The sequence below is a fragment of the Ruegeria sp. CK2 genome (assembly GCF_056536585.1).
The window spans coordinates 26,830-48,971 of record NZ_JBQFPW010000014.1; the positions used below are offsets into that span (position 1 = coordinate 26,830).

A 22,142-nucleotide genomic window follows, 5' to 3' on the forward strand; every position below is an offset into this window, starting at 1 on the left:
TTTCTGTATTAAGAGAAATTGTTGCTCAAAAAAAATCCTACTCGTTCTTTTTGCTGCCAACCTGAAGAAGTGAGAGTATTTTGTCGCCCATTTTCATCAGCATCGAGAGCTTCGTCTTAGGGACCCGCAGCATTTGTGCCGACCAATGGTCCGCCGTATTCAGAAAGTCCTGCATGCTTCGCATCCGATCCAAGACAACCGGGTGCAGATTTGGTTCATCTGCTGCTTGGTTGACGCAGACATCTATCGCCCGCATCGCCGGGTCAATTTCACGCTCTTTGCGCCCTTTGGCGATCAACAAGGCCATTTCCCACACATCAGTTTCGGCCTCAAAGTGCTCTCTGCGATCACCTGCAACCGGCACACGATGGATCAGCCGCCAGCCGACAAGCTCTTTCAGCGAGTTCGAGACGTTCGAGCGTGCGATCCCCAATTCATCAGAGATCTGCTCGGCATTAAGTGGCGTTTCGCTAAGATACAAAAGCGCATGTACCTGCGCCACGGAACGGTTCACGCCCCACTGGCTGCCCATATCGCCCCAATAAAGGATAAACTTGGATTTGGCCGAGCCGCTAGATATTTCACTTGTTTCTGTCATAACAGAAAAATTAGATGTCAACAAACCAAAGTCAAGATCGTCTGATCCGACTGCGCGCAAATGTCCGAATAAGACGGAGCAAACAAAAAAGCTTGCCGGTGTTTCCCGGCAAGCTTCTGTTTTAGTTGGCTACATAAAAGCGGGAATGAAAAGCTCAGCTCAATGCTTCGTCGCAACGCCCGCAGACACCGTCATGAGTGTGACGCCCCACATCAGGCAGAATTTTCCAGCAGCGCTGGCATTTGTCGCCCTGGGCTTTTTCGAACACAACGCCCACGCCTTCGATTTCCGGCACCCGGAACGCTTCGGCAGGGGCCGGATCACCTGTCACGGTCAAGCCAGACGTGATGCACATGTCATCCACGTCAAAGGTGGCCAGCAAGGCGCGCGTTTCCTCGTCATCGACATGCACAATCGGTGCTGCCTCAAGGCTGGACCCAATCACCTTGTCCTGACGCTGAACTTCCAACGCAGCGGTGACCGCGCGACGCACAAGACGGATCTTGGCCATGCCAGCCTCAAGCTCGGAATTGCGCCAATCAGCCGGAGTATCGGGGAAGTCCACCAGATGGACCGAGCTGTCGTTACCCGGGAAGCGCTCCAACCAAACCTCTTCCATGGTGAAGACCAGAACTGGCGCCAGCCATGTGGTCAGGCGGTGAAACAGGATGTCCAGAACGGTGCGCGCCGCGCGTCGGCGCAGGTTGTCACCGTCGCAGTACAACGCATCCTTCCGGACGTCGAAGTAGAAGGACGACAAATCGACAGTCGCAAACGTGAAGACCGCGCTGAAGACGCCCTGGAAATCGAAGGACGCATAGCCTTTGCGCACCTGCTCATCCAGATCAGCCAAACGGCTAAGCACCCAGCGCTCCAGACGCGGCATATCCTTGGGTTCGACGCGATCGGCTTCGGTGAAGTCAGCCAACGAGCCCAGCATAAACCGCATGGTGTTGCGCAACCGGCGATAGCTGTCGGCGGTGCCTTTCAGAATCTCCGGCCCGATCCGCTGGTCGGCGGTGTAATCGGTCTGGGCCACCCACAGGCGCAGGATGTCAGCTCCGTATTGCTTGATGACCTCTTCCGGCACGATGGTGTTGCCCAGAGATTTGGACATCTTGTTGCCCTTAGCGTCCAGCGTGAAGCCGTGGGTCACCACGTTGCGATACGGCGCACGACCTTTGGTGCCGCAGGCCTGCAGCATGGACGAATGGAACCAACCACGGTGCTGGTCAGTGCCTTCCATATAGACGTCGGCGATGCCGTCTTCGGCCCCGTCCTCACGGTCGCGCAAAACGAAGGCGTGGGTCGAACCGGAATCGAACCACACGTCCAGAACGTCAAAAACTTGGTTCCAATCGTCTGGATTGTAATCATTGCCTAGGAACCGTTCCTTGGCGCCCTCAACGTACCAGCAATCGGCGCCATCCTGTTCAAAAGCCTCTTTGACGCGCGCATTCACTGCTGGGTCACGCAGCAAGAAGTCGGGATCAGTCGGCAGAGCGCCTTTCTTGGTGAAACAGGTCAGCGGCACACCCCAGGCGCGCTGGCGCGACAGAACCCAATCCGGGCGGGCTTCGATCATGGAGTACAGACGATTACGGCCTGTCTTAGGAGTCCATTTCACCAACTCGTCGATCGAGCGCAGCGCGCGTTCGCGGATGGTGTCGCCCATCTCGCTCATACCGTCATCCAGTTTGCGGTCAACGGATGCAAACCACTGTGGCGTGTTGCGATAGATGATCGGAGCTTTCGAGCGCCACGAATGGGGATAGCTGTGCTTGATCTTGCCACGCGCAAGCAGCCCGCCAACCTCGACCAGCTTGTCGATGACCGCCTTGTTTGCGTCACCTTCGCCACCTTTGCGGGACAGGATGTATTTGCCGCCAAAGAATGGCAGATCGGCACGGAATGAGCCGTCATCCATCACGTTATAGGTGATGACCTGTTCCAGCATGCCCAGATCGCGGTACAGCTCGAATTCTTCCATACCATGCGAAGGCGCGCAGTGAACGAAGCCGGTGCCCTCGGTGTCGGTCACAAACTCAGCCGCGCGGAAATCGCGGATGTCGTCCCATTCGCCGTTGCCACCTTCGGCACCGACCAATGGGTGGGTCAAGCTGACGCTCGCCAACTCATCTGCGGTAACGCCACGGACACGGGTCCACTGATCGTCGTTCAGGCGCGCGCGACCCAGCACGTCAGCAGCCAGATTATCAGCAAGCAGAAACCTGTCGCCTGCACTTGCCCAGCACTCGTCCGGCGCGTCGGTGACTTCGTACAAGCCGTACGAAATATCCTTCCCATAAACCACCGCCTTGTTGGATGGCATGGTCCAGGGCGTCGTGGTCCAGATCACAACGCAAGACCCGTCAAGATCGCTCAGCGGCTGCACCTGCCCCACCTCGCCAGTGACCGGCGGCGTGGTTTCGTTCAGCAGCACCTTGAATTTCACCCAGATGGTGAAGCTTTCCTTGTCGTGGTATTCAACCTCGGCCTCTGCCAGAGCCGTCTTCTCGATCGGCGACCACATAACGGGTTTCGAGCCCTGATAAAGCGTACCGTTCATCAGGAACTTCATGAACTCATCGGCGATCACGGCCTCGGCGTGATAGTCCATCGTGATATAGGGATCGGGCCAGTTGCCGGTGATGCCCAGACGCTTGAACTCCTCGCGCTGGATATCGATCCAGCCCTCGGCGAACTTGCGGCATTCCTGACGGAAGTCGACGATGCTCACCTCATCCTTGTTCTTACCCTTCTTGCGGTACTGCTCTTCGATCTTCCATTCGATCGGAAGACCGTGGCAATCCCAGCCCGGCACATAGCGCGCATCGTGACCCATCATCTGATGGCTGCGTACAATCATGTCTTTGATGGTCTTGTTCAGCGCGTGACCGATATGCAGATGACCGTTGGCATAGGGTGGGCCGTCATGCAGTGTGAAGGGCTTACGGCCCTCTTTCTCGCGCAGGCGGTCATAGACGCCGATCTTCTCCCACCGCTCCAGCCAGTTCGGCTCGCGCTTGGGCAGGCCGGCGCGCATGGGGAAATCGGTTTTGGGCAGGTTCAGCGTGTCTTTATAGTCAGGTGTCTGGGGCGTGTCGGCGCACATTGGGGGCGTCCTCAGGATGATCTGGTGGATGATCTTGTCATATGTGGATCGAAGCGGTCAGTGCGAATTCTCAAGCACCTTTGCCCGGCGTCTCGCGTGATCAGAGCGCCGGGGATATAATTCGAATAATGATGGCCAGACGGTCATACATGGCCGCGCTTATAAGACGCCCGTGCCTAATGGTCCAGAGCTTCCGCTTCCTGCGGCGAATGGCGCAGCTTGGCCCAACGGTTGAGCCATGCAAGGCCCGCCAAGGCAAGGCCCAGCGCCAGCAGTGAGAACACTCGGATCAAACCACCCAGCCCCGCGATGTCAATCAGGAACACTTTGGCCACGGCCAGCCCGATCACCGCCAACCCGGCCTTGCGCATCAGATCGGACTGGCGTGCAAGCGACTGGTAGAACAGCACTGCCCCGATGATCAAAAGCGTCATCGTGTAAGTGTAAAGCTCGGGCTGGGTGACGCCATTGCCTTCATACATCCCGGCCGCTCCCTGCCAGAAATGACGAATTGTCAGCCCTAACCAAACCGCTATCAACGCGCCAGCGGTGGTGTATGAGACCTGCTTCAACCGCAGGGGAATCGCAGGAATACGCCAGGCTGACAACCCGATGGCCAGGGCTGGCAATAGGTAGGCGACGGCAAGCGTGTTCAAAACAGGCGGACCCAAAACAGGGTCGGCATAACGATCAAGCAGTGGGTTCAGTTCGGTCAGCGCGAGCCCCAGGCGCAGCACTCCATGAGCCGCGAAGAACACGGCCAGAAGATAGCGCACTGGCTGCAGCTTACCGCCCAGTTTGAACCTTTGCACCTGAGCATAGGCCAACAACAGCCAGATTACGGACAGTAATCCTGCGCCCCAATGGCTGTTCTCGGCACCAACTTCGCCGATCCCCTCCAGCCAGCGCAGCAGCAACAGCGTCAGTAAAATGCCCCCGGTTGCCCAGGCCGCGCTCTCAAGCATCAGTGTGGCGACGGGACGGTCCAATGGCTTCAGTAGCAGCCAGGCTACAAAGAAACCAAAAGTCGCCGATCCGTAGACCAAGGTCATCTCGCCAACCGGTGCATAGGAAGCCCAATCGAGGCCCGGATCCAGTATCAGTCGCACAGTCACGGTGAACACGCCGGCCCAGATAAACCAGCTCATCGGTGGCAACGTGAATTTTCGATCCAAAGCAGCTGCAACAACGACAGTTATCACCAACGCTATTGTCAGCGCGGCAGAACTGAGCACGATCACACAGGCAAATGCCAGGCAAGACAGTGCGGACAACGTCGCCAAGGCAGGGCGCATCCGGTTTTCTCCGTCTACGCGGGCAAAGCGTTCAGCTAGCACAACCATCAGGGCGCCCAAGATAATTGCGTGCAATGCCCAAGGATAAGCCCCGATCACATCTGCCGGACGCCATCCAACTTCCAGTGCGATCGCCATTACTGGGGCAAACAAGGCTGCCGCACCGGCCCAAGCGGCCTTGGCACGGTCAGCGCCGAAAGATCGCCACGCTGCCAGAACCGAGATCAAAGCCCCCAACGCGACGAGCAGGGTAATGACCATTGGGTAGTCGGCCTCGGCTGTCTCGACATAGGTTTCGGCAAAGACGCGTACGACCGACCCGTTATCCAGACCGTGCCGCAAGACAAACCAGATCAGACCCAGCGCAGGTAAAACCGTCAGGTCCTGAAGGGCACGTGCGTCCCGCGCCCACAGCATCAAGGCCAGCGTCAGACCAGCCAGAAGGCAAACCCCCAGCCAAAACTCTCCGGCTGAATCCGCCCAATGGACTGACAGAATGACAGAGCTAGCCGTCGCTGCAGCGAATGCTAGGCGGGTTGGAAATTCTGGCCATGGTGCGCCTTTTTGGCGCCGGAGCATTTCAACAATCATTGGGCCTGCATGATCCGGCCAAACCCGGCGAACCGGAATCGCAATGGCAATCAAGGCCAGCGCCCCCACAGAGGTCAGATATCCCGGTTCCGTCAGGGGCGAGGACAAAACCACCAACAGACATGCGGAATATGCGCCGAATAGAGTCAGAACCGAAACCCAGGCCCAGCGTCTAACTGTATCGACACCCAACCCAAGAACAGCGATGACAAAGAAGTAGCCGTATAACCATGTCGGATCCTCTGATGCGCCTCCAACAAGAAAAGGGGCTGCAAAGGCACCGATCAGACCAACGGCGGCCAGAAGCGGGCCATGAAACCAGCCAAAGACAAGGCCAATCAAAGCAACCAAAACAAGCGCGATTAACGCAGTTTCAGGACCGATAAGATCATAAAGTTGCCGCGCGGCCAGAATGCCGCCGAACAAGGTTACAAGACCAGCGCCAGAAAAGACCGAGGGCAAATAGGCCGTCGCCGAGTCTTCTCCGTCCCCGAACCTGCGGCGCAAAAACTCTCCGGCACCGATCAGGGCAACACCAAACGCCAGGGCCGCAGCAACACGGGCGGCCGGTGGCAACAACCCGTTTTCCACCCCGTATTGCACCAGAAAGATGCCCGCCAATGCCAGTGACAGCGCGGACACCGCGTAAAACCAATTCTCGCGCAGCCACGCGCCCAGCGCTGCGATCCGTTCCCGCCGGAATACAACAGCCGGGGACGGTTCCGTGGGCTCTGCCATAGCCATGTCCGCAGGGGTTTCGGTGGACTCTGCCTTGGGCGGGGACCAAGGCCCGGCCTTGCGATCTTCGGATTCTACCGGCGTTTGGGCAGGCTGCGCTTTCAGGGTCGGCTTTAGGTCTTCGCCAACGACCTCCGTTGGCAAATTGGCAATCTGCGCCTCTAACGTCTCAACCCGGCGCCGCAAACGGGATTGTCCGACCAGCAGCACAATGATTGTCACCGGAATAGCCAGTACAATGAGACCGACAAGAACAAGCAGTGATTCCAAGTGACCCTCCGTTCGGCAATTGGCCACACGCTAGCGCGGTCAAAGGACGGACGACAGTCAGGAAACCCGTAGTCGTTCATACTGTTGCATGATCACGCTAGAAAATGGCAATCGCCGGCCGCGCCAACATCAGCCACAAGATAATAAGCACCGCCAAAAAGGCCGGAACGCCGCAGGCAAACCATAGTCGGAACAACCGGCCATACTGTTCGGGCATCGCCGTACCTTGATCGACCGCGATCTGCGCATATTTTCGCAGCCGAATTTGCACCCAAACCACCGGCAACCAGAAGAGACCGGTCAATACGTACAGCACCAGTGACAGCGCGATCCAGCCTTCGGTCAGCGACCAACCCAAGTTCCACGCCAGAAGAGTGCCGGTAATGGGCTGCAGAATGACGGCCGTCGTCGTAAACAGCAGGTCCGACAATACAACAATGCCAGCGGTGTGGGCAATGATGCGCGGATCAGACGTGCGGTGCGCCATCAGCATGAAAAATGCGATGCCAGCACCGGTGCCCAACAACACGCAGGCGCCGATGACATGCAGCCACCGCAGGATCAGATCTGGGTCCATCAGCGGCTCTCCAACATCGGCATTGCGACAAGGGACAGCATCATCGCGGGCAGGATTTTCACAAGAGGCCCCAGCGGATCAAGCCATAAGCCAGGCACCGTACCCGAGGCTGCCAGCAAGTAGATCGATGCCACTGTGAATTGGGCCAGACAGGCTCGCCTGGCCCAAGGTCGCCACAAGATGGCCAGTCCAAGGGCAAGATCGACCAGTGACCAGAACACGACGCTGAATGACGCCAAAGTCTGGGACCAGCCTGCGCTTGTCAAAACCTCGGCCGCCTGACCCAGCCCCAACAGGCCAAAGACCCCGGACAATATCCAGAAAACGCTAAGGACACCGACAACCAGGGGCATCAGTAACGTGATCCGTGCGGTCAAACGGTGTTCACGGGCGCTGGGAAATGATGCGTAGATATCGCCCAACGAGGCGACCGGGTGATCGGTTACTGCCTTGTAGGCCGCCGGGTCTCCGATCACAGCCTTTGTCATGATGGTCATTGCAGTGCTCCGCAACGGAGAGCGCCAGCCCAATCTGCCCAGAGCATCCGCAATCGCCGCAACGGCTCGGGTTAGTACCCGAGGAATCGTCACACTGATCCCCGCGCGCCGGAAACCCAGCCAAGCGCGTGTGGCTGCCACAACGTCGAACAAAGTGTGTGGCTCATCCTCGACCAGATCATAGGTGCCCTGAGGCAATTGCCCAGCCACCGCACGCAGCACTGCATCGCACAGGTCTGGCATTCCGATGCATTGCACCGAAGTATCCGGATAGGCCAGTGGCTGCACGAATGGGACGGCCGCCAACATCCGCAGCAAAGCGGTTCCACCATAGTCCGATTGTCCAATAACAAGCCCGGGCTTCAGCACCCAAAGCGCAACGCCAGCCGACCGCAGAGCCGCATCGCCTGCAGCTTTTGAGCGCATGAAATGCGTATCCGCGTTTTCCTCGGCACCGATGGCCGAGATCTGGACAATCGCGATGCCATCACGTGCGCAGGCCTGCCCCAAAGCGGCAATTGCCGTGTGATGAGCAGCCGTCAGATCATCATCACCACCATCCTGCAATGCACCTGCGCAGTTGACCACAACATCCACGCCTGAAAGGATGTCCCGCCAAGCGTCGGGCTGCACCAAGTTGCGCAGGTCCCCTTGTTTCAATGCGATGCCTGGCAAAACCTTGGCGCCCGTGGGCAGGCTGCGTACCAACCCGCAAACCACAGCGCCTTGCGCCTGGAATGCATGCACAACAGCGGCACCAATGAACCCGTAAGCGCCCAAAACCAGAACGTTTCTTCCGTTTAGCTCCTGTAGCGACATCGCCAATCAAACCTGTTTTTGTCACAGTATCCGATTGGCTCTCACGCGCCAGCCGAGACTGTCACCTGCGACAAATTACGGGTGGAATAGAGATCCGACCAGATACGCGATCGACGCGGCCAGACCACCGATCAGCAACGTCTCGATCCCAGATCGCCACCACGGTGCGAGCGACCATCGGCTTTTCAGGGCACCGATAGCAAAGAAAACTACCAGCGTCATGCATGCGGAAGTGGCGAAGGCCCGCTCGACTGACAACAAAAACGGCATAAGAGGAATCAGGCCCGCCAATAAGAACGAACCAAAGGTGGCCAGCGCGGCTTTGATCGGGTGCGGGTCAACGCTGCCCAAGCCATACTCCCCTTCGATCATAAGGTTGATCCAGTTCTCGCGGTTGGCCGTAATCGCCGTGGTGGCATCATCCAGAACGTCGTCCGACAATCCCTTTTGCGCGAGGATTTCACGCACTTCGTTTCGCTCACCGTCAGGATAGAGGCTGATGTGTCGTTCTTCGATCGCTCGGATACGGTGGATATTGTCCAGTTCGGCCTTGGTGCCCGAATAGTTCCCTGCAGCCATGGAAAACCCATCGGCCAGTACATTTGCCAAACCCAGCGCGACGATGACGAATGGAGACAGACCGGCTCCGGCGACGCCGGCCACGATTGCGAATGTGGTCACAGATCCGTCTATTCCTCCATAGACCACATCCCGTAACACGCCGCGCCCCTCAGGGTCATTGATCCGGGCTTTGATTTCCTGCTGGCTGTGACCGTGTTCCGTCATGGCTCGCTCCTCTGTCACACCAAGTGTGCGACGAAGCGGCTCCGGTGGCTTTGCGTTGAATCAACCTTTTGAGAACAAGCCCTGCAAGGCGCGTTTGACCATCCCGCGTGTCGATGGTTTGTGCCGTTCCGAGAAGGGCAGAGGTCGGCAAACCTCCATGGCAGCGACGCCAACACGGGCGCTGAGGGCCCCGTTTACAAAGCCTTCTCCGAACCGACGTGACAGTTTGCTCAGGACAGACCCGCCGAGCACAGGTTCCAGCAGGTCGTCCCCAACGGCCACAGCTCCGGTGGCCACCAGATGTACAAAGACCGCCCGCGTCAGTCGCCAGCTGCCCAGAAACCCAGCCCGTCCACCGTAGATTTCGGCAACCCGCCGGATCATGCGTAACGACGCCGCCAAGGCGGTGACGACGTCTGCCAAGGCCAAAGGAACAAGGGCTGTCACGGTTGCGACCTGACGTGCCGCAGCCTCAACCTCGCGGCTGGCGGCGGCGTCCAAGGGTACAAGTAACTCATCTTCAGCAAGGCTTAGCAGGCCAGACGCATCGAACTGTTCAGGCATTCGTTCGACCAGACGGTCGCGGCCCCAGCGCGTTTCCTCGCGGCCCTTGTAGAACGCAATCAAGCGGGTCGTGACCGCGCGCGCTTGCGCCAAGTCGGCCTCGGCAAGGGCTGCATCAGCGGCGCGACGCATTCCGTCCACCCGGGACAGGCGCCCAATCGCAGCCAATTCGCGGATCGCAATGATCAACGCGACCAGCACCAGCGCCGAAATCAACCCCGTCACGAGCCACCCCAGAACAGGTGCACGTTCGACCAACGACGTCGCGAAATCCCAAGCGGCAACAGACACAGCGGCACCGATGACAGCCAGAGCCAATCCCCAGAACCACTTTGCAAGGGCCGAAGGTTTGCGGGCAGCCAAGCGCGCAGCGCTCTGCATCGCTTGCCCCTGCGGCTGCGCAATATCGGGAACCGGCGGCGCCCGCGAGACGTCCGTTGCCGGCTCGTCGGCTTCCAGATCGATCACAACCGGGCCCTTAGCCATCATTCAACCCCTTGCTACTCCATGCGTATTTTATGTCGGGCAGATTTTCGTCATTGTCGGTCCCGTCACCGCGCGCGACCTCGTCAAATCCATGTCTTAGGTAAAACCTGCATGCGGCTTCATTGGCTTGAAACGCAAACAGGCTAAGCTGCGCGTGCTGGGATTTGGCGTGGTTCAGAAATTGTCGCCCGATCCCCTGCCCGCGCGCGGTCTCAGTCAGATAGAGCGAATGGATTTCCGCGCCGTTGAGTGCCAAGAACCCAACCACGCCGGCATCCGTTTCGGCCACGGTGACCCAATTCAGGTCGATCATTCTGCCGCAGAAAGCGATGGTCTCGGCGCAGCTATGCAGCTCGGGCATCCAGTCGTTTTCTTTGGCGAACCCGTGCAGAATCGTGCCAGTGGCCCCAGCATCCGTGCTGCGCGCGGGTCGGAGGATCACGGTCACAATCGATCTCCGATCAAGAACTGAGCCGCGCGGTCCAGCCGGATATGCGGCGGACCATCACCGGGGCGCAGGGTCAAATTGGCTGGCGCAAAGGCCATAAATCCATAGTCGTCATCCAACCAGGTGGATGCTCCGTTTCGGGCCGGGCTAAGAAGATGCGACGGATCGTCCGGCAACTCACCGGGGTAAAACGCGGCGGGTTTGCCGCTGTCGAGGAGCGTGCCCCGAACGCAAGGCAGTTCAGATCCATTGTGGCTACGCATCTCTTCGGTGGTGGCGCGCAATGATGCCAGTGACAAGGCCGCCGTTTCGGCGCCCGCAAAACTCGCACGGTCGCGTGCATCTCGGGTCAGCGCCTCCATAATCGCGGTCAACCGGGGGTGTTGCAGGTGATGTAGATGATCAGCTTTGGTGGCGGCGAACAGGATACGCTCGACCCGCTTGCCCAGCAATAGCTGGCTGAGCCATGCGTTTCGCCCCGGGCGAAAAGCCGACAAGATATCGGCCATAGCCCGGCGCATATCTTCGACAGCTTGCGGCCCTTTGTGAATCGCGCCCAGCGCGTCCACCAACACGACCTGTCGGTCGATCCGGGCGAAATGATCCCGAAAAAATGGTTTCACAACCCGAGACTTGTACGCCTCATACCGCCGCTCCATCTCGCGTTGCAAGGTTCGGCGGCGCGATGGGCCAGAGATCGGCAATGGCGCAAAAGTCAAAACCGGGGACCCGGCCAAGTCACCGGGCAACAGGAAACGACCCGGCGTGCAATCATAAAACCCAGCCTCGCGAGCAGTATTCAAATAGGCGGTGAACGCGACAGCCAGTGCTTGTGCGGCAGGTTCATCATGTGCGCCCGCAGGGTCGACAGACTGAACCGTTTGCAGAAACTCAGCCGCTTCGGCACGGGTTTCAATGCGCGCCAGCGTTTCCTGTGACCACTCTTCGTATGGCTTGTCCAGCAGCGCCAGGTCCAACAACCACTCACCCGGGTAGTCAACAATATCCAGATGTACGGTGCGCGGCCCCTGCAACCCGGCCAACAGTCCCGCAGGACGCGCCTTAAACGACAGACGCAGTTCAGACACAGCGCGCGTACTGTCAGGCCAATGCGGTTCGGGACCGGTCAGGTCTGACAAGTGGGATTCGTAGTCAAATCGTGGCACTGTATCATCTGGCTGTGGTTGCAAATACGCGGCGTTGATCCGTCCCTCTTGCTGCGCAACTAGGCCGGTCATCCGGCCCCGGTCTAACAAATTGGCAACCAGAGAAGTGATAAACACCGTCTTGCCCGACCGCGCCAACCCGGTCACGCCCAAGCGAATGACGGGCTCAAAGAATGCCTCGGACACACGATCCCCCACGGATTCCACCCCGCGTACAAGACTGTCTGCCAATGATGAGATGACCAAGCCGCCGCCCCGCAATTTTTGTTTTACCTAAGATAGGTAGCGCCCGCAGGACATGCCAGAGCTTTTGCCCCCCTTGCCCGATTGCGCGCCGCGCTGTACCAGCGGCCCATGCCCAGATACGCACTGAAAGTCGAATACCAAGGAGAGCCGTATGCCGGATGGCAGCGGCAAAAGGAACAGCCATCGGTGCAAGGTGCCATTGAGCAGGCCCTGTCCCGTATCCAACCCGGAGAGCACACCATAGCCGCCGCCGGTCGCACGGATGCGGGCGTTCACGCGCTTGGGCAAGTCGCGCATTGTGATCTGATCAAGGATTGGGACCCGTTCCGCCTGTCCGAGGCGCTGAATTACCATCTCAAGCCTCAACCGATTGCCATTGTGAAGGCGGCGCGGGTCGATGACGACTGGCATGCCCGGTTTTCTGCACTGGAACGGCAGTACCTGTTTCGCATCCTGATGCGCCGCGCACCGGCGACACATGACAAAGGGCAGGTCTGGCAGATCAATCATTTACTGGATGTCGACGCAATGCAGGCTGGCGCAGATATGTTGATCGGGCGACATGATTTTACCACCTTCCGCTCGACCATTTGTCAGGCGGCAAGCCCTGTCAAAACGCTGGACGCGTTGCATGTCGAACTGGTTCAGGGGTTTTCAGGGCCCGAGGTTCATTTCCACGTACGCGCGCGGTCCTTCCTGCATAATCAGGTCCGCAGTTTTGTAGGAACGTTAGAGCGGGTTGGCGCGGGCGCATGGTCCCCGGATGATGTGCGCGATGCTTTAGAAGCCGCTGATCGTGCGGCCTGTGGTCCGGTTTGCCCACCGCAAGGCTTGTATCTGGCATGCGTTGGATATCCAGACCCGGTCTTTGACTGAATCAAAGCGCACGCAGCAACAAACCTCCGGCGATAACGACGATCAGTAAACCGGCCACCAACTCGATTGTCGGTGCCAGAACCGAGGCAAACCGCGTGGCCGATGCAGACGCCAACAGTCCGCCACGCAATCCAAAGGACGTCCAGCCCACCAACGTTGTAACGGTTGCCGTGCCCAGCGCCATGGCAAAGGTTCCCGCAATGCCAACCATCGCAATGCCCATCTGCCAGGTGAGGATCAAAACAAATAGTGCTCCGGTACAGGGGCGGGCGGCGATGCCAACGATCAGGGCTATGGCTTCGCGCAGGCTTCCGACATTCGCAACATCCTCGGCGCTTGGGCCGTGGCGGTGACCACAATCTGAACAGACGTCATCATGGTGGTGATGATGATCGTGATGTGCGTGGGATGCGTCGGTGCGATGCCGCCTTAAAAAACTGCGCACGGCCCGAAACACCAGCCAAAGACCAATCACCGCAATCGCCCCATAGCTAACCGGGGCCATGACCTTTTCGGTTGCGCCAACCATGCTTTCCCGGGACATCTGGAACACAAGGACGCCTGCATAGACCAACACGATAGCCGTTACCGCCTGCCCCAGGCTGGACAAAACACTGATAGCAGACAGACGCCAGAATGCGACCCGACGGCCAAGGCCGTACCCTCCGATCAGGACCTTTCCGTGCCCGGGGCCTATGGCGTGGAAAAAGCCGTAGGCAAAACACACGGTCAGCAGGGTTGCGACCGCTTCGGGCTGTTCTGCGCGTGCGGCGCGCAGTGATCGGGCGATCTGGTTCTGAAACTCTCGCTGCTCACCGGCAGCCCAAGCTGCCAGATGGTCGAACCCGCCGCTGCCCCAGAACCAAAGCAGCAGAGCACACGCAATTGCGACCGGTACAATCAGGTATCTGGACATGAAAGGCGTATCTCGGTCGCAAAATTCTCCCCGACCAGCGGGATATCGTTTTCTTCAAGATCGTAGTCGGCATCCAATGTCAGCAGAAAGGCCTGCATCTGCGCCAATTGCCCATCAATATCAGGATCCAACCGGTCCAGCTGGCAAGAGTTGGGTCCAGAAACCGTAACGGGACGGGTCACTTCATAAGCAGTGTAATAGGTCTCATCAAAGGCCTTGGCCACCAGCGCATTCGCGGAAACAGGTCCACCCTCTACCGCCCGCACATGAGTGGTCACGATGCGCCCATCTTCGGTGGTTGCGTGCGGTTCGAGCGGACCGGACAACAAAACCGGTGCACCACCAGCGGTAACTACAAGATCACCGTTGTATCCTTCGATCCATTCGGCGTCGAAGCCTGTCAGGAACCTCTCCTCGGCTTCTGTTAGAACACCATCGGAATCCTGATCCAGCTTCATGTCTTCCAGGGTCAAAAGTGAAAACAGCTCATCATACGCCCAGGACACGCGGATATGGGTTAGCTGGCCGGCCTCGTCCACAATGAACTCTAGCCCGGTGTCAATGAAGACATGCGGGTGCGCCAAGCCCGGGATCGGCAGGCAACAGGTTAAAAGGGTGGTCAGCCAACGCATGGCCGCAAGATAGGTTTTCGGTCTGCCAACAGCAATGCGTTTCACGATCAAATTGCAGAAACCAGCCGACCACTTCAGGCTGACGGGAACAACACCAGTGTCTGTAACGCGGTCCCAACAGGTCCTTGTGTGTCATAGAGGACGGATTGCGACATGCCGATGCCCGATGATTGCCAGTGCGAAACAGAGTCAGAGGCCAACCAGTCGGAAACCGGCTCGCGATGAATATGCAGCGTCAGATCGGTGTTCATAAACCCCATTTCGGTCGGCGGAACATTCCAAGAGATCCCATTGCCGCAATCGGCAAGCGGACACATCGATTGAATGGGCGACTGTGTTTCCCCGTCCAGAAGCGATGGCGCGCGCATCCAAATGGTTTTGGGACCAGGACCTTGATTGCCGCCCTCGGGGTAAACGACGTCAACGAAATGGGCAAAGCCGGGCAAATCGTGCCGCATCTGACCGATTGGGAAAGGACCATCCACGGTATCGTTGACGCTGAGTTTTTTGGTCACAACAATTGGAACGCGACCCAAGTCTTTACGTACCAGGTGCATCGTGGTCGCGGTGCAGCACAACGTGTCGTCCAGATCATGAACCGTCACACGGGTCGTCGCCAAGGTTTTGGTGTGACGCGTGGTTTCAGCCGCGACCCGCAAACCTGCCAATGGCAGCGGCCGCAACAAAACGACCGTCAGACGGGTCAACATCTTCTCGGGCCCAACCTCAGTTTCAGCGGCGCGTGCGATCAGGCCGGCCACCGGCCCCGCATGGCAATGATCGGCAGACCAAGGCCCGCGCACGGGATCATTGCCAATAAACGCCCCATCAGAGCGAAGTCGAAAGTAGGACTGCATCCGTTTGTCAGTTTGCATTCTCGCGATGTCTCAGACTTTTTCCTGCGTGTGCTTTTTCAACTCGGCCCGCGCCACCTGGCGGCGATGCACCGCATCCGGTCCATCCGCCAACCGCAGCGTCCGTACATGGGTCCATGCCGTCGCCAAAGGTGTATCCTGGCTGACCCCTTGCCCGCCGAACATCTGCACGGCCTCATCGATGACTTTCAGCGCGACCCGAGGTGCAACCACCTTGATCTGGCTGATCCACGGGGCAGCCGCGCGGGCGTCGCCCTGATCCATGTACCAAGCAGCTTTGAGACACAGCAGGCGGGCCATCTCAATCTCCATCCGGCATTCGGCGATGATGTCGAAATTGGCACCCAGCTGGGCCAGTTTTTTGCCAAATGCCTCACGTTGCATGGACCGTTTGCACATCTGGGCCAACGCGCTTTCAGCCTGTCCGATGGCACGCATGCAGTGGTGAATACGGCCCGGTCCCAGACGGCCCTGCGCGATTTCAAAACCGCGCCCCTCGCCCAGCAGGATGTTTTCAGCTGGTACGCGGACGTTTGTGAACCGGATATGCATATGACCATGGGGGGCATCATCATGGCCATAGACCTGCATCGGCCGCAGAATTTCGATGCCCGCAGCATCCGCAGGAACCACAATCATCGACTGACGCTTGTGCTTGGGCTGTTCCTCGCCGCCGGTCTTGACCATAACAATGTAGACTTTGCATCGCGGGTCACCCGCGCCCGAAGACCACCATTTTTCGCCATTCAGCACATAGTCGTCCCCGTCCCGCACACAGGACATCGCCACATTGGTTGCATCAGACGAGGCCACATCTGGTTCGGTCATCAAATAAGCAGACCGGATTTGACCCTCGAGCAGCGGCTTAAGCCACTGTTTCTTCATCTTTTCGCTACCGTAGCGTTCAAAAACTTCCATATTGCCGGTATCGGGGGCCGAGCAGTTGAACACCTCTGCACCCAAGGGCGTCTTGCCCATTTCCTCGGCAAAATACGCATACTCGACCGTCGTCAGCCCAAATCCCCTCTCGCTGTCTGTCAGCCAAAAGTTCCAAAGCCCCGCCGCCTTGGCTTTGGCTTTCAAACCCTCAAGGATTTCGGCCTGGCGGTCGGTGTATTGCCACCGGTCGCCTTTGTCGATTTCGGCCTGATACTCCTCTTCAAGCGGCATGATCTCGTCCCGGACCATACCGGCAACGCGTTGCAAAAGCGCGCGGTTTTCCTCGCGCAGAACAAACGACATATTCATGAAAATTCCTCCTGAAGTACCGAAACCGGACTGTACCTTTGCGATTGAGGATGGCTTAACTCTCATGACGCTGTCCAGCTAGGTGACGGGACGTCACCACATTCATTTTCTAAGCAGGGGATACAAATGGCATTGTTGATCGACACTGGATTGTCGAACTGGATAGACGACGCAGACATCGCCCGCGACGTCATGCGCCAGATGCCGGATGCGGATGTTCGCACGCCCGACACAATCGGAAACGCGAATGACATCACCATGATGGCGGTTGTAGATCTCAAGGCAGACCGTCTGGGTGATCTGCCCAACCTGAAACTTGTTCAAAAACTTGGGGCTGGCGTGGAAACGATTGTCGGGAATCCTGATCTTCCAAGCCACGTCCGCATCGCACGGCTGAGGCCCGATGCGCCTGCGCAGGGAATTGCCGAGTGGTTTTTGGCCTATATTCTGCGCGCTCAGAGGCATATGGCGTTTCATGAGGCAGCCCAAAAACGGGCAGAATGGCAGCCCAAGGCCCCAACGTTTACGCCGGAAACAGTGGTTGGCGTTTTGGGACTGGGCCATATCGGCAGCCGCACGGCACGCATGCTTCATGCCGTCGGATTTCAGGTCATGGGTTGGAGCCGGTCACCCAAACAGATCGATGGCATCACCTGTTTGCATGGCGAAAGCGCCCTGCCCGGTATGTTGGATCAATGTGATCATGTTTGCGCGATCTTACCCTCCACGCCACAAACCATCGACCTGTTCGACGCGAATATGCTGGCTGCGATGAAACCCGGAAGCCAGTTGCTGAACGCCGGTCGTGGTGATCTGATTGACGAACAGGCCCTGATCGCAACGCTGGATCAGGGCACGCTTGCTCACGCGGTTCTTGATGTGACCTGCGAAGAACCCCTGCCCAAAGACAGCCCGTTGTGGCGGCACCCTTCTATCACGATCACCCCACATGTTTCGGGGTGGCATCTGGGCGATGCGTTGTCAGATGTGGCAGAGAATTTCCAAAGGTTGACCACCGGGTCGCCCTTGATGCACGAAGTGGATCGAAGCAAAGGCTACTGATCCTGTAAGATCAGGGCGCCATCATCCAATTGCCGCTGGCATCCTGGCATCGGCGCGTCCGAATTTCACGGGTCTGATCGGCGCCTTCGGGGTGGATAGCATGCTGCAGCTCGACACAGTTTCCCTGAACATTTCCAACCCGGATTGTTCCTTTGGACCCTGTTGCCTCATTTACCCAGGATTGTTCCTTTCCCACGCTGGGAGTGCCGTTCGACAGAAGCGTGTTTGAGGCTGCATTCACCACCTCGAAATCTGACGGCGTCAGGCCCATTTCAGCGATGATCCGAGAGAGCGGCTTGGCATGCGCCGCCCCAACAAACAGCGCCAGACTTAGTACCGCCGCAGTCAAAGAATATCGGGTGGTCATGCGCGCCTCGCTAAAATGAAATCCGTTTGATCCCGACGATATACTCCGGTGGGCGCAGGGCCAACCCCCAGCTCGCCTACCTTCAAATTATCCCGAACAAACCTATCGCAAGGCACTGACTAGGAGCGTCAGGTCTTTCCCCCCATAGTGCCCTAAAACGACCCCGAGGCATGTCATGACACATCCAACCTATTACGCCCCCAAAGGCGGACATCCCAGCCAGGATCAGCTTTTGACGGACCGCGCCATGTTCACCGACGCCTATGCCGTGATTCCGAAGGGAACAATGCGTGACATCGTCACCAGCTACCTACCGTTCTGGGAAAACACGCGCCTCTGGGTTCTGTCGCGTCCGCTGAGCGGGTTTGCCGAGACGTTTTCACAATACATTATGGAGGTTCAGCCCGGTGGCGGCAGCGACCGGCCAGACACTGATCCTAATGCGCAGGCGGTTCTGTTCGTCGTTGAAGGTGAAGTGACGCTGACCGTTAATGGCGCGCCTCACCTCCTGGATACAGGGGGATACGCCTATATTCCGCCCGGTAGCGACTGGACGTTGCACAATCGGTCAGACGGAACCGCCCGGTTCCATTGGCTGCGCAAGGCCTATGATGCCGTTCCGGGCCTGTCCGAACCGGATCCGATCATAACGAATGAGCGGGACGTCGCGCCGATTCCTATGCCCGGCACCGACGGGCGATGGTCCACCACCCGTTTCGCCGACCCTCAGGATTTGCGTCATGACATGCACGTAAACATCGTCACCTTCGAGCCCGGTGGCGTGATCCCTTTTGCAGAAACCCATGTCATGGAGCACGGGCTGTATGTGCTTGAAGGGAAGGCGGTTTACCGGCTCAATCAGGATTGGGTCGAAGTTGAGGCCGGTGACTATATGTGGCTGCGCGCCTTTTGCCCGCAGGCCTGTTACGCAGGCGGTCCAGGACGATTTAGGTACCTGCTGTACAAAGACGTGAACCGCCACATGCCCTTGTCACTGTCAAAGCGCTAATGAGCAATTGAACACATCATTGGTATTTGCTGTGTCAGGGCTTCACAGGACCAAGTGAATCTGATGAAATAAAAGTGTTTTTAGCACTGGAGATAGTTTGATGTTACTGCGTGGAACAACGGTTGCCCTGATGGCTTTGCTTGGTCTTGCAACACTTGATGCAGCGCCCGCTGCAGCCAAAGAGGAAACCAAATCCGTTTTTGTCATGAGCCGCACATGGGCCGTCACGCAGATCTCGGACGCACCAGTTACTTTTCGCGCCACACGTGACAACAACAACCTGAACCCGTTTGGTCCACCGCCGCGTCTGCGCACTATTCAGGCCATTGCCGCGATTCAGCAAGCCACGGGCTGCAGAGTTGTCGTGCCCAGCATGTACCAAAACATCTCGGGTCAGTTTTTCTCGCAAGTCAGTTGCAACTGACCCCTCATCAGATCGGGCATTGAGGTCGCTCCGACGGCCTGCCATAGCTTGCGCATGAAACTCGCGATCAACGGATTCGGCCGTATTGGCCGCACGATCCTACGGCAAGTTTTGGCTTTGCCGGAGGGGTCGGATATTGAGCTGGTGCTGGTCAATGATATCGCACCGCTGGAAACCTGTGCCTACCTGTTCAAGTACGACAGCACCTTCGGGCCCTACCCCGGGGACGTGGCCGAAGGCGATGCGGCATTGGTCGTGGACGGCCGCGCAATTCCGATGACCCAAAGCGCAGATCTGGCACTGGTCGATTTGCGAGGGGTGGATGTGATATTGGATTGCACCGGGGTCGCGCGCAGCTCGGACGTGGCGCGTCGCGGGTTGACCGCAGGCGTGGGCAAAGTCCTGATCTCGGGCCCCTCACCAGCTGCTGAAGTGACAATCGTTCTTGGTGCCAACGAAGACGAGCTGGGCAGCGCGCGTATCGTATCCAACGCCTCATGCACGACCAACGGGCTGGCGCCACTGGTGAGAGTTCTGGATGAGATCGGCGGCGTGGCCTCGGGCCATATGACCACCATCCATTGTTATACCAACAGCCAACCGATGGTAGACGCCCCACGCGGAGATCTTGCCCGGTCCCGCGCCGGAGCCTTGTCGATGGTGCCGACGACCTCCAGCGCGACCCATCTGATTGATTTGGTTCTGCCGCATCTGGCCGGGCGTATCTCGGGTGCGGCAGTGCGCGTTCCAACCGCCAGCGTTTCCGCCGTTGACCTTGTGATCACACTGGAACGGGAAATGACCGCTGAAGCCTTCGACGCCCAATTCCGCGAAGCCATTGCGACCTCGCCGGTTCTGGGGTGGACGGATCTGCCGCTTGTATCTTCGGACCTGCGTGCACGCCCGGAATCCCTGGTGATCGCAGGCCCTGAAACGCGGATGGTCGGGAACAGTCAGATCCGCGTCTTTGGCTGGTACGACAATGAGTGGGGGTTTTCTGCCCGCATGCTTGATGTCGCCCGCCTGATGGCCAAAGCCTGATCAGATCGCAACGCACCCGCGTTGCGTTGCGATCCGTTACCAAGCGCCTAGTGTTCTTTCGGCAAGCTACCGGCCCCATGCCCGGACAGGCCGCCTGAAACCTCTTCGGTCGCCTCATCTGACAGCTCATCTGGCAAGACCAGGTTCAGCACGATGGCGATTAATGCCGCGGGAAGCAGGCCGCTTTTCATCAGAATGCCCAGTGTATCGGGCAAGTGTTGCACGGCATCCGGTTCAAGCTGCAACCCAAACCCGATGGACAGTGAAATGGCAAAGATAACCATATTGCGCCGGTTCCAGTCGACATCGGACAGCATTGAAACACCCGCTGCTACAACCATTCCGAACATGACGATGACACCGCCGCCCAACACTTCGATCGGAACGGTTCGGATGATCGCGCCCACTTTTGGGACAAGGCCGCAAAGGATCAGGAACAATGCGCCGATTGTCACGACATGTCGGCTCATGACACCGGTCATGGCGATCAGGCCGACATTCTGGCTGAAGGACGTGTTGGGCAAGCCGCCGAACACACCGGCAAGCGCCGAGCCAAAACCGTCGGCATAGGTCGCGCCGGAAATCTCATCATCCGTCGCCTCGCGCCCGGCCCCGCCCTTGGTAACACCGGACACGTCGCCAACTGTTTCAATGGCAGATACGAATGCCATCAGACAAAACCCAATGACGGCCGCAAATGAGAATTCGAACCCGTATTTGAACGGCACCGGCAGGGCGAAGGCCGAGGCCCGGCTCCAACTGGTTCCGATGGCTTCAAATGTCACCATGCCAACCATCAGGGCGTAGACGTAACCAACGACCAGGCCGATCAGAACAGCAGAAACTGAAAGCATCCCGCGGGTAAAGAACTTGAGCCCCAGTGTAACGACCACGACAACCATTGCGGCTGACCAGTTCAACATGGACCCATATTCCGGCGTTCCGATGGCAGGCACCCCGCCGGCCGCATATTGGATGCCGACCTTAACCAATGCCAGACCAATCATCGTGACAACAAGGCCGGTCACAAGCGGTGGCAATGCAAATCGGATCTTGCCGATGACGGCCCCCAGACAGGCATGAAACACGCCACCAACGATCACGCCACCAAACAATGCGGCCAATCCGTCGACACCCTTCCCCGCAACGAGCGGAATCATGATCGGCAGAAAGGCAAAGCTTGTGCCCTGAACAATGGGCAGTGCTGCTCCAACCGGCCCCAATGTGATTGTTTGCAACAAGGTTGCAACGCCTGCAAACAGCATCGACATCTGGATCAGGTACAGAAGTTCAGGAAAATCGGGCGAGTTTGATCCGAATCCGAACCCGGCGGCCCCAGCGACAATGATCGCGGGTGTCACATTCGAAACGAACATCGCCAGCACGTGCTGGATGCCCAGCGGGATGGCTTTGTGCAAGGCCGGGGTATAATTCGGATCCCGAAGCTGTTCGGGCGTTCCTATGGAAGTTTCAGCCATGAGTACTGTCCTCTCTGT

General features: G+C 58.2%; 20 protein-coding genes. 5 read left to right on the forward strand and 15 right to left on the reverse strand.

Features of this window, described 5'->3' with window-relative positions:
• Positions 1-37: 37 nt before the first annotated feature.
• The 9 genes from ACR0BU_RS18690 to ACR0BU_RS18730 form a co-directional block, all read right to left on the reverse strand.
• On the reverse strand, positions 38-598 hold the full coding sequence (locus tag ACR0BU_RS18690) for a GbsR/MarR family transcriptional regulator (protein ID WP_480738427.1): 561 nt from the start codon (positions 596-598) through the stop codon (positions 38-40).
• Between the two features lie 154 nt (positions 599-752).
• Complete coding sequence (ileS, locus tag ACR0BU_RS18695) at positions 753-3,713, reverse strand: isoleucine--tRNA ligase (protein ID WP_480738429.1); 2,961 nt, start codon at positions 3,711-3,713, stop codon at positions 753-755.
• 176 nt (positions 3,714-3,889) lie between these two features.
• On the reverse strand, positions 3,890-6,607 hold the full coding sequence (locus ACR0BU_RS18700) for a DUF2339 domain-containing protein (protein WP_480738431.1): 2,718 nt from the start codon (positions 6,605-6,607) through the stop codon (positions 3,890-3,892).
• Between the two features lie 97 nt (positions 6,608-6,704).
• Positions 6,705-7,184: a DUF2269 family protein gene (locus ACR0BU_RS18705; RefSeq protein WP_480738432.1), complete on the reverse strand. Its 480-nt coding sequence runs from the start codon at positions 7,182-7,184 to the stop codon at positions 6,705-6,707.
• Entirely contained in the window at positions 7,184-8,500 is a 1,317-nt protein-coding gene (locus tag ACR0BU_RS18710; RefSeq protein ID WP_480738434.1) for an SDR family oxidoreductase, read from the reverse strand. The genes ACR0BU_RS18705 and ACR0BU_RS18710 overlap by 1 nt, the downstream gene beginning before the upstream one ends.
• Before the next feature lie 75 nt (positions 8,501-8,575).
• Positions 8,576-9,286: a VIT1/CCC1 transporter family protein gene (locus ACR0BU_RS18715; RefSeq protein WP_300071041.1), complete on the reverse strand. Its 711-nt coding sequence runs from the start codon at positions 9,284-9,286 to the stop codon at positions 8,576-8,578.
• Positions 9,287-9,346: 60 nt separating this feature from the next.
• Entirely contained in the window at positions 9,347-10,336 is a 990-nt protein-coding gene (locus ACR0BU_RS18720) for a YcjF family protein (RefSeq protein WP_480738436.1), read from the reverse strand.
• Entirely contained in the window at positions 10,329-10,784 is a 456-nt protein-coding gene (locus tag ACR0BU_RS18725) for an N-acetyltransferase family protein (RefSeq protein ID WP_480738438.1), read from the reverse strand. The genes ACR0BU_RS18720 and ACR0BU_RS18725 overlap by 8 nt, the downstream gene beginning before the upstream one ends.
• The gene (locus tag ACR0BU_RS18730) at positions 10,781-12,196 is read right to left on the reverse strand and encodes a YcjX family GTP-binding protein (protein WP_480738439.1); all 1,416 of its coding nucleotides are present in this window, start codon (positions 12,194-12,196) and stop codon (positions 10,781-10,783) included. The genes ACR0BU_RS18725 and ACR0BU_RS18730 overlap by 4 nt, the downstream gene beginning before the upstream one ends.
• A gap of 108 nt (positions 12,197-12,304) precedes the next feature.
• Here ACR0BU_RS18730 and truA point away from each other — a divergent pair, with 108 nt between their 5' ends.
• On the forward strand, positions 12,305-13,072 hold the full coding sequence (truA, locus tag ACR0BU_RS18735) for a tRNA pseudouridine(38-40) synthase TruA (RefSeq protein ID WP_480738441.1): 768 nt from the start codon (positions 12,305-12,307) through the stop codon (positions 13,070-13,072).
• 1 nt (position 13,073) lies between these two features.
• Here truA and ACR0BU_RS18740 read toward each other — a convergent pair whose 3' ends face one another.
• The 4 genes from ACR0BU_RS18740 to ACR0BU_RS18755 are packed head-to-tail and all read right to left on the reverse strand — an operon-like array spanning position 13,074 to position 16,743.
• Positions 13,074-13,988: a nickel/cobalt transporter gene (locus ACR0BU_RS18740; RefSeq protein ID WP_299082477.1), complete on the reverse strand. Its 915-nt coding sequence runs from the start codon at positions 13,986-13,988 to the stop codon at positions 13,074-13,076.
• Positions 13,973-14,665 carry a DUF1007 family protein gene (locus ACR0BU_RS18745; protein WP_480738442.1) on the reverse strand — a complete coding sequence of 231 codons (693 nt, stop codon included), beginning with the start codon at positions 14,663-14,665 and terminating at the stop codon, positions 13,973-13,975. The genes ACR0BU_RS18740 and ACR0BU_RS18745 overlap by 16 nt, the downstream gene beginning before the upstream one ends.
• Positions 14,666-14,694: 29 nt before the next feature.
• Positions 14,695-15,495, reverse strand: a complete 801-nt coding sequence (locus ACR0BU_RS18750; protein WP_480738444.1) for a thioesterase family protein — start codon at positions 15,493-15,495, stop codon at positions 14,695-14,697.
• A gap of 12 nt (positions 15,496-15,507) precedes the next feature.
• Entirely contained in the window at positions 15,508-16,743 is a 1,236-nt protein-coding gene (locus ACR0BU_RS18755) for an acyl-CoA dehydrogenase family protein (RefSeq protein WP_480738445.1), read from the reverse strand.
• Positions 16,744-16,869: 126 nt separating this feature from the next.
• On the opposite strand from ACR0BU_RS18755, the gene ACR0BU_RS18760 reads away from it, so the two are divergent.
• On the forward strand, positions 16,870-17,805 hold the full coding sequence (locus tag ACR0BU_RS18760; protein ID WP_480738446.1) for a 2-hydroxyacid dehydrogenase: 936 nt from the start codon (positions 16,870-16,872) through the stop codon (positions 17,803-17,805).
• 10 nt (positions 17,806-17,815) lie between these two features.
• Here the strand turns inward: ACR0BU_RS18760 and ACR0BU_RS18765 are convergent, their stop codons facing one another.
• Complete coding sequence (locus ACR0BU_RS18765) at positions 17,816-18,172, reverse strand: hypothetical protein (RefSeq protein ID WP_298936617.1); 357 nt, start codon at positions 18,170-18,172, stop codon at positions 17,816-17,818.
• Positions 18,173-18,347: 175 nt separating this feature from the next.
• Between ACR0BU_RS18765 and ACR0BU_RS18770 the strand changes: the two genes are divergently transcribed.
• From ACR0BU_RS18770 to ACR0BU_RS18780, 3 genes are all read left to right on the forward strand, one after another.
• The gene (locus ACR0BU_RS18770; protein WP_480738447.1) at positions 18,348-19,181 is read left to right on the forward strand and encodes a bifunctional allantoicase/(S)-ureidoglycine aminohydrolase; all 834 of its coding nucleotides are present in this window, start codon (positions 18,348-18,350) and stop codon (positions 19,179-19,181) included.
• A gap of 100 nt (positions 19,182-19,281) precedes the next feature.
• Positions 19,282-19,605 (forward strand): hypothetical protein, encoded by a 324-nt coding sequence (locus ACR0BU_RS18775; RefSeq protein WP_300071014.1) that lies wholly within the window; start codon positions 19,282-19,284, stop codon positions 19,603-19,605.
• Between the two features lie 54 nt (positions 19,606-19,659).
• The gene (locus ACR0BU_RS18780) at positions 19,660-20,646 is read left to right on the forward strand and encodes a type I glyceraldehyde-3-phosphate dehydrogenase (RefSeq protein ID WP_480738448.1); all 987 of its coding nucleotides are present in this window, start codon (positions 19,660-19,662) and stop codon (positions 20,644-20,646) included.
• A 47-nt stretch (positions 20,647-20,693) separates the two neighbouring features.
• On the opposite strand, the gene ACR0BU_RS18785 is transcribed toward ACR0BU_RS18780, so the two are convergent.
• Complete coding sequence (locus tag ACR0BU_RS18785; protein ID WP_299891038.1) at positions 20,694-22,124, reverse strand: uracil-xanthine permease family protein; 1,431 nt, start codon at positions 22,122-22,124, stop codon at positions 20,694-20,696.
• Positions 22,125-22,142: the final 18 nt, after the last annotated feature.

Bases quoted from the DNA above. Each gene is read 5' to 3' on its own strand.
- ACR0BU_RS18690 (WP_480738427.1), bottom strand. From the start codon at position 598: ATGACAGAAACAAGTGAAATATCTAGCGGCTCGGCCAAATCCAAGTTT.
- ileS (WP_480738429.1), bottom strand. From the start codon at position 3,713: ATGTGCGCCGACACGCCCCAGACACCTGACTATAAAGACACGCTGAAC.
- ACR0BU_RS18705 (WP_480738432.1), bottom strand. From the start codon at position 7,184: ATGGACCCAGATCTGATCCTGCGGTGGCTGCATGTCATCGGCGCCTGC.
- ACR0BU_RS18710 (WP_480738434.1), bottom strand. From the start codon at position 8,500: ATGTCGCTACAGGAGCTAAACGGAAGAAACGTTCTGGTTTTGGGCGCT.
- ACR0BU_RS18715 (WP_300071041.1), bottom strand. From the start codon at position 9,286: ATGACGGAACACGGTCACAGCCAGCAGGAAATCAAAGCCCGGATCAAT.
- ACR0BU_RS18720 (WP_480738436.1), bottom strand. From the start codon at position 10,336: ATGGCTAAGGGCCCGGTTGTGATCGATCTGGAAGCCGACGAGCCGGCA.
- truA (WP_480738441.1), top strand. From the start codon at position 12,305: ATGCCCAGATACGCACTGAAAGTCGAATACCAAGGAGAGCCGTATGCC.
- ACR0BU_RS18740 (WP_299082477.1), bottom strand. From the start codon at position 13,988: ATGTCCAGATACCTGATTGTACCGGTCGCAATTGCGTGTGCTCTGCTG.
- ACR0BU_RS18750 (WP_480738444.1), bottom strand. From the start codon at position 15,495: ATGCAAACTGACAAACGGATGCAGTCCTACTTTCGACTTCGCTCTGAT.
- ACR0BU_RS18755 (WP_480738445.1), bottom strand. From the start codon at position 16,743: ATGAATATGTCGTTTGTTCTGCGCGAGGAAAACCGCGCGCTTTTGCAA.
- ACR0BU_RS18760 (WP_480738446.1), top strand. From the start codon at position 16,870: ATGGCATTGTTGATCGACACTGGATTGTCGAACTGGATAGACGACGCA.
- ACR0BU_RS18765 (WP_298936617.1), bottom strand. From the start codon at position 18,172: ATGACCACCCGATATTCTTTGACTGCGGCGGTACTAAGTCTGGCGCTG.
- ACR0BU_RS18770 (WP_480738447.1), top strand. From the start codon at position 18,348: ATGACACATCCAACCTATTACGCCCCCAAAGGCGGACATCCCAGCCAG.
- ACR0BU_RS18775 (WP_300071014.1), top strand. From the start codon at position 19,282: ATGTTACTGCGTGGAACAACGGTTGCCCTGATGGCTTTGCTTGGTCTT.
- ACR0BU_RS18780 (WP_480738448.1), top strand. From the start codon at position 19,660: ATGAAACTCGCGATCAACGGATTCGGCCGTATTGGCCGCACGATCCTA.
- ACR0BU_RS18785 (WP_299891038.1), bottom strand. From the start codon at position 22,124: ATGGCTGAAACTTCCATAGGAACGCCCGAACAGCTTCGGGATCCGAAT.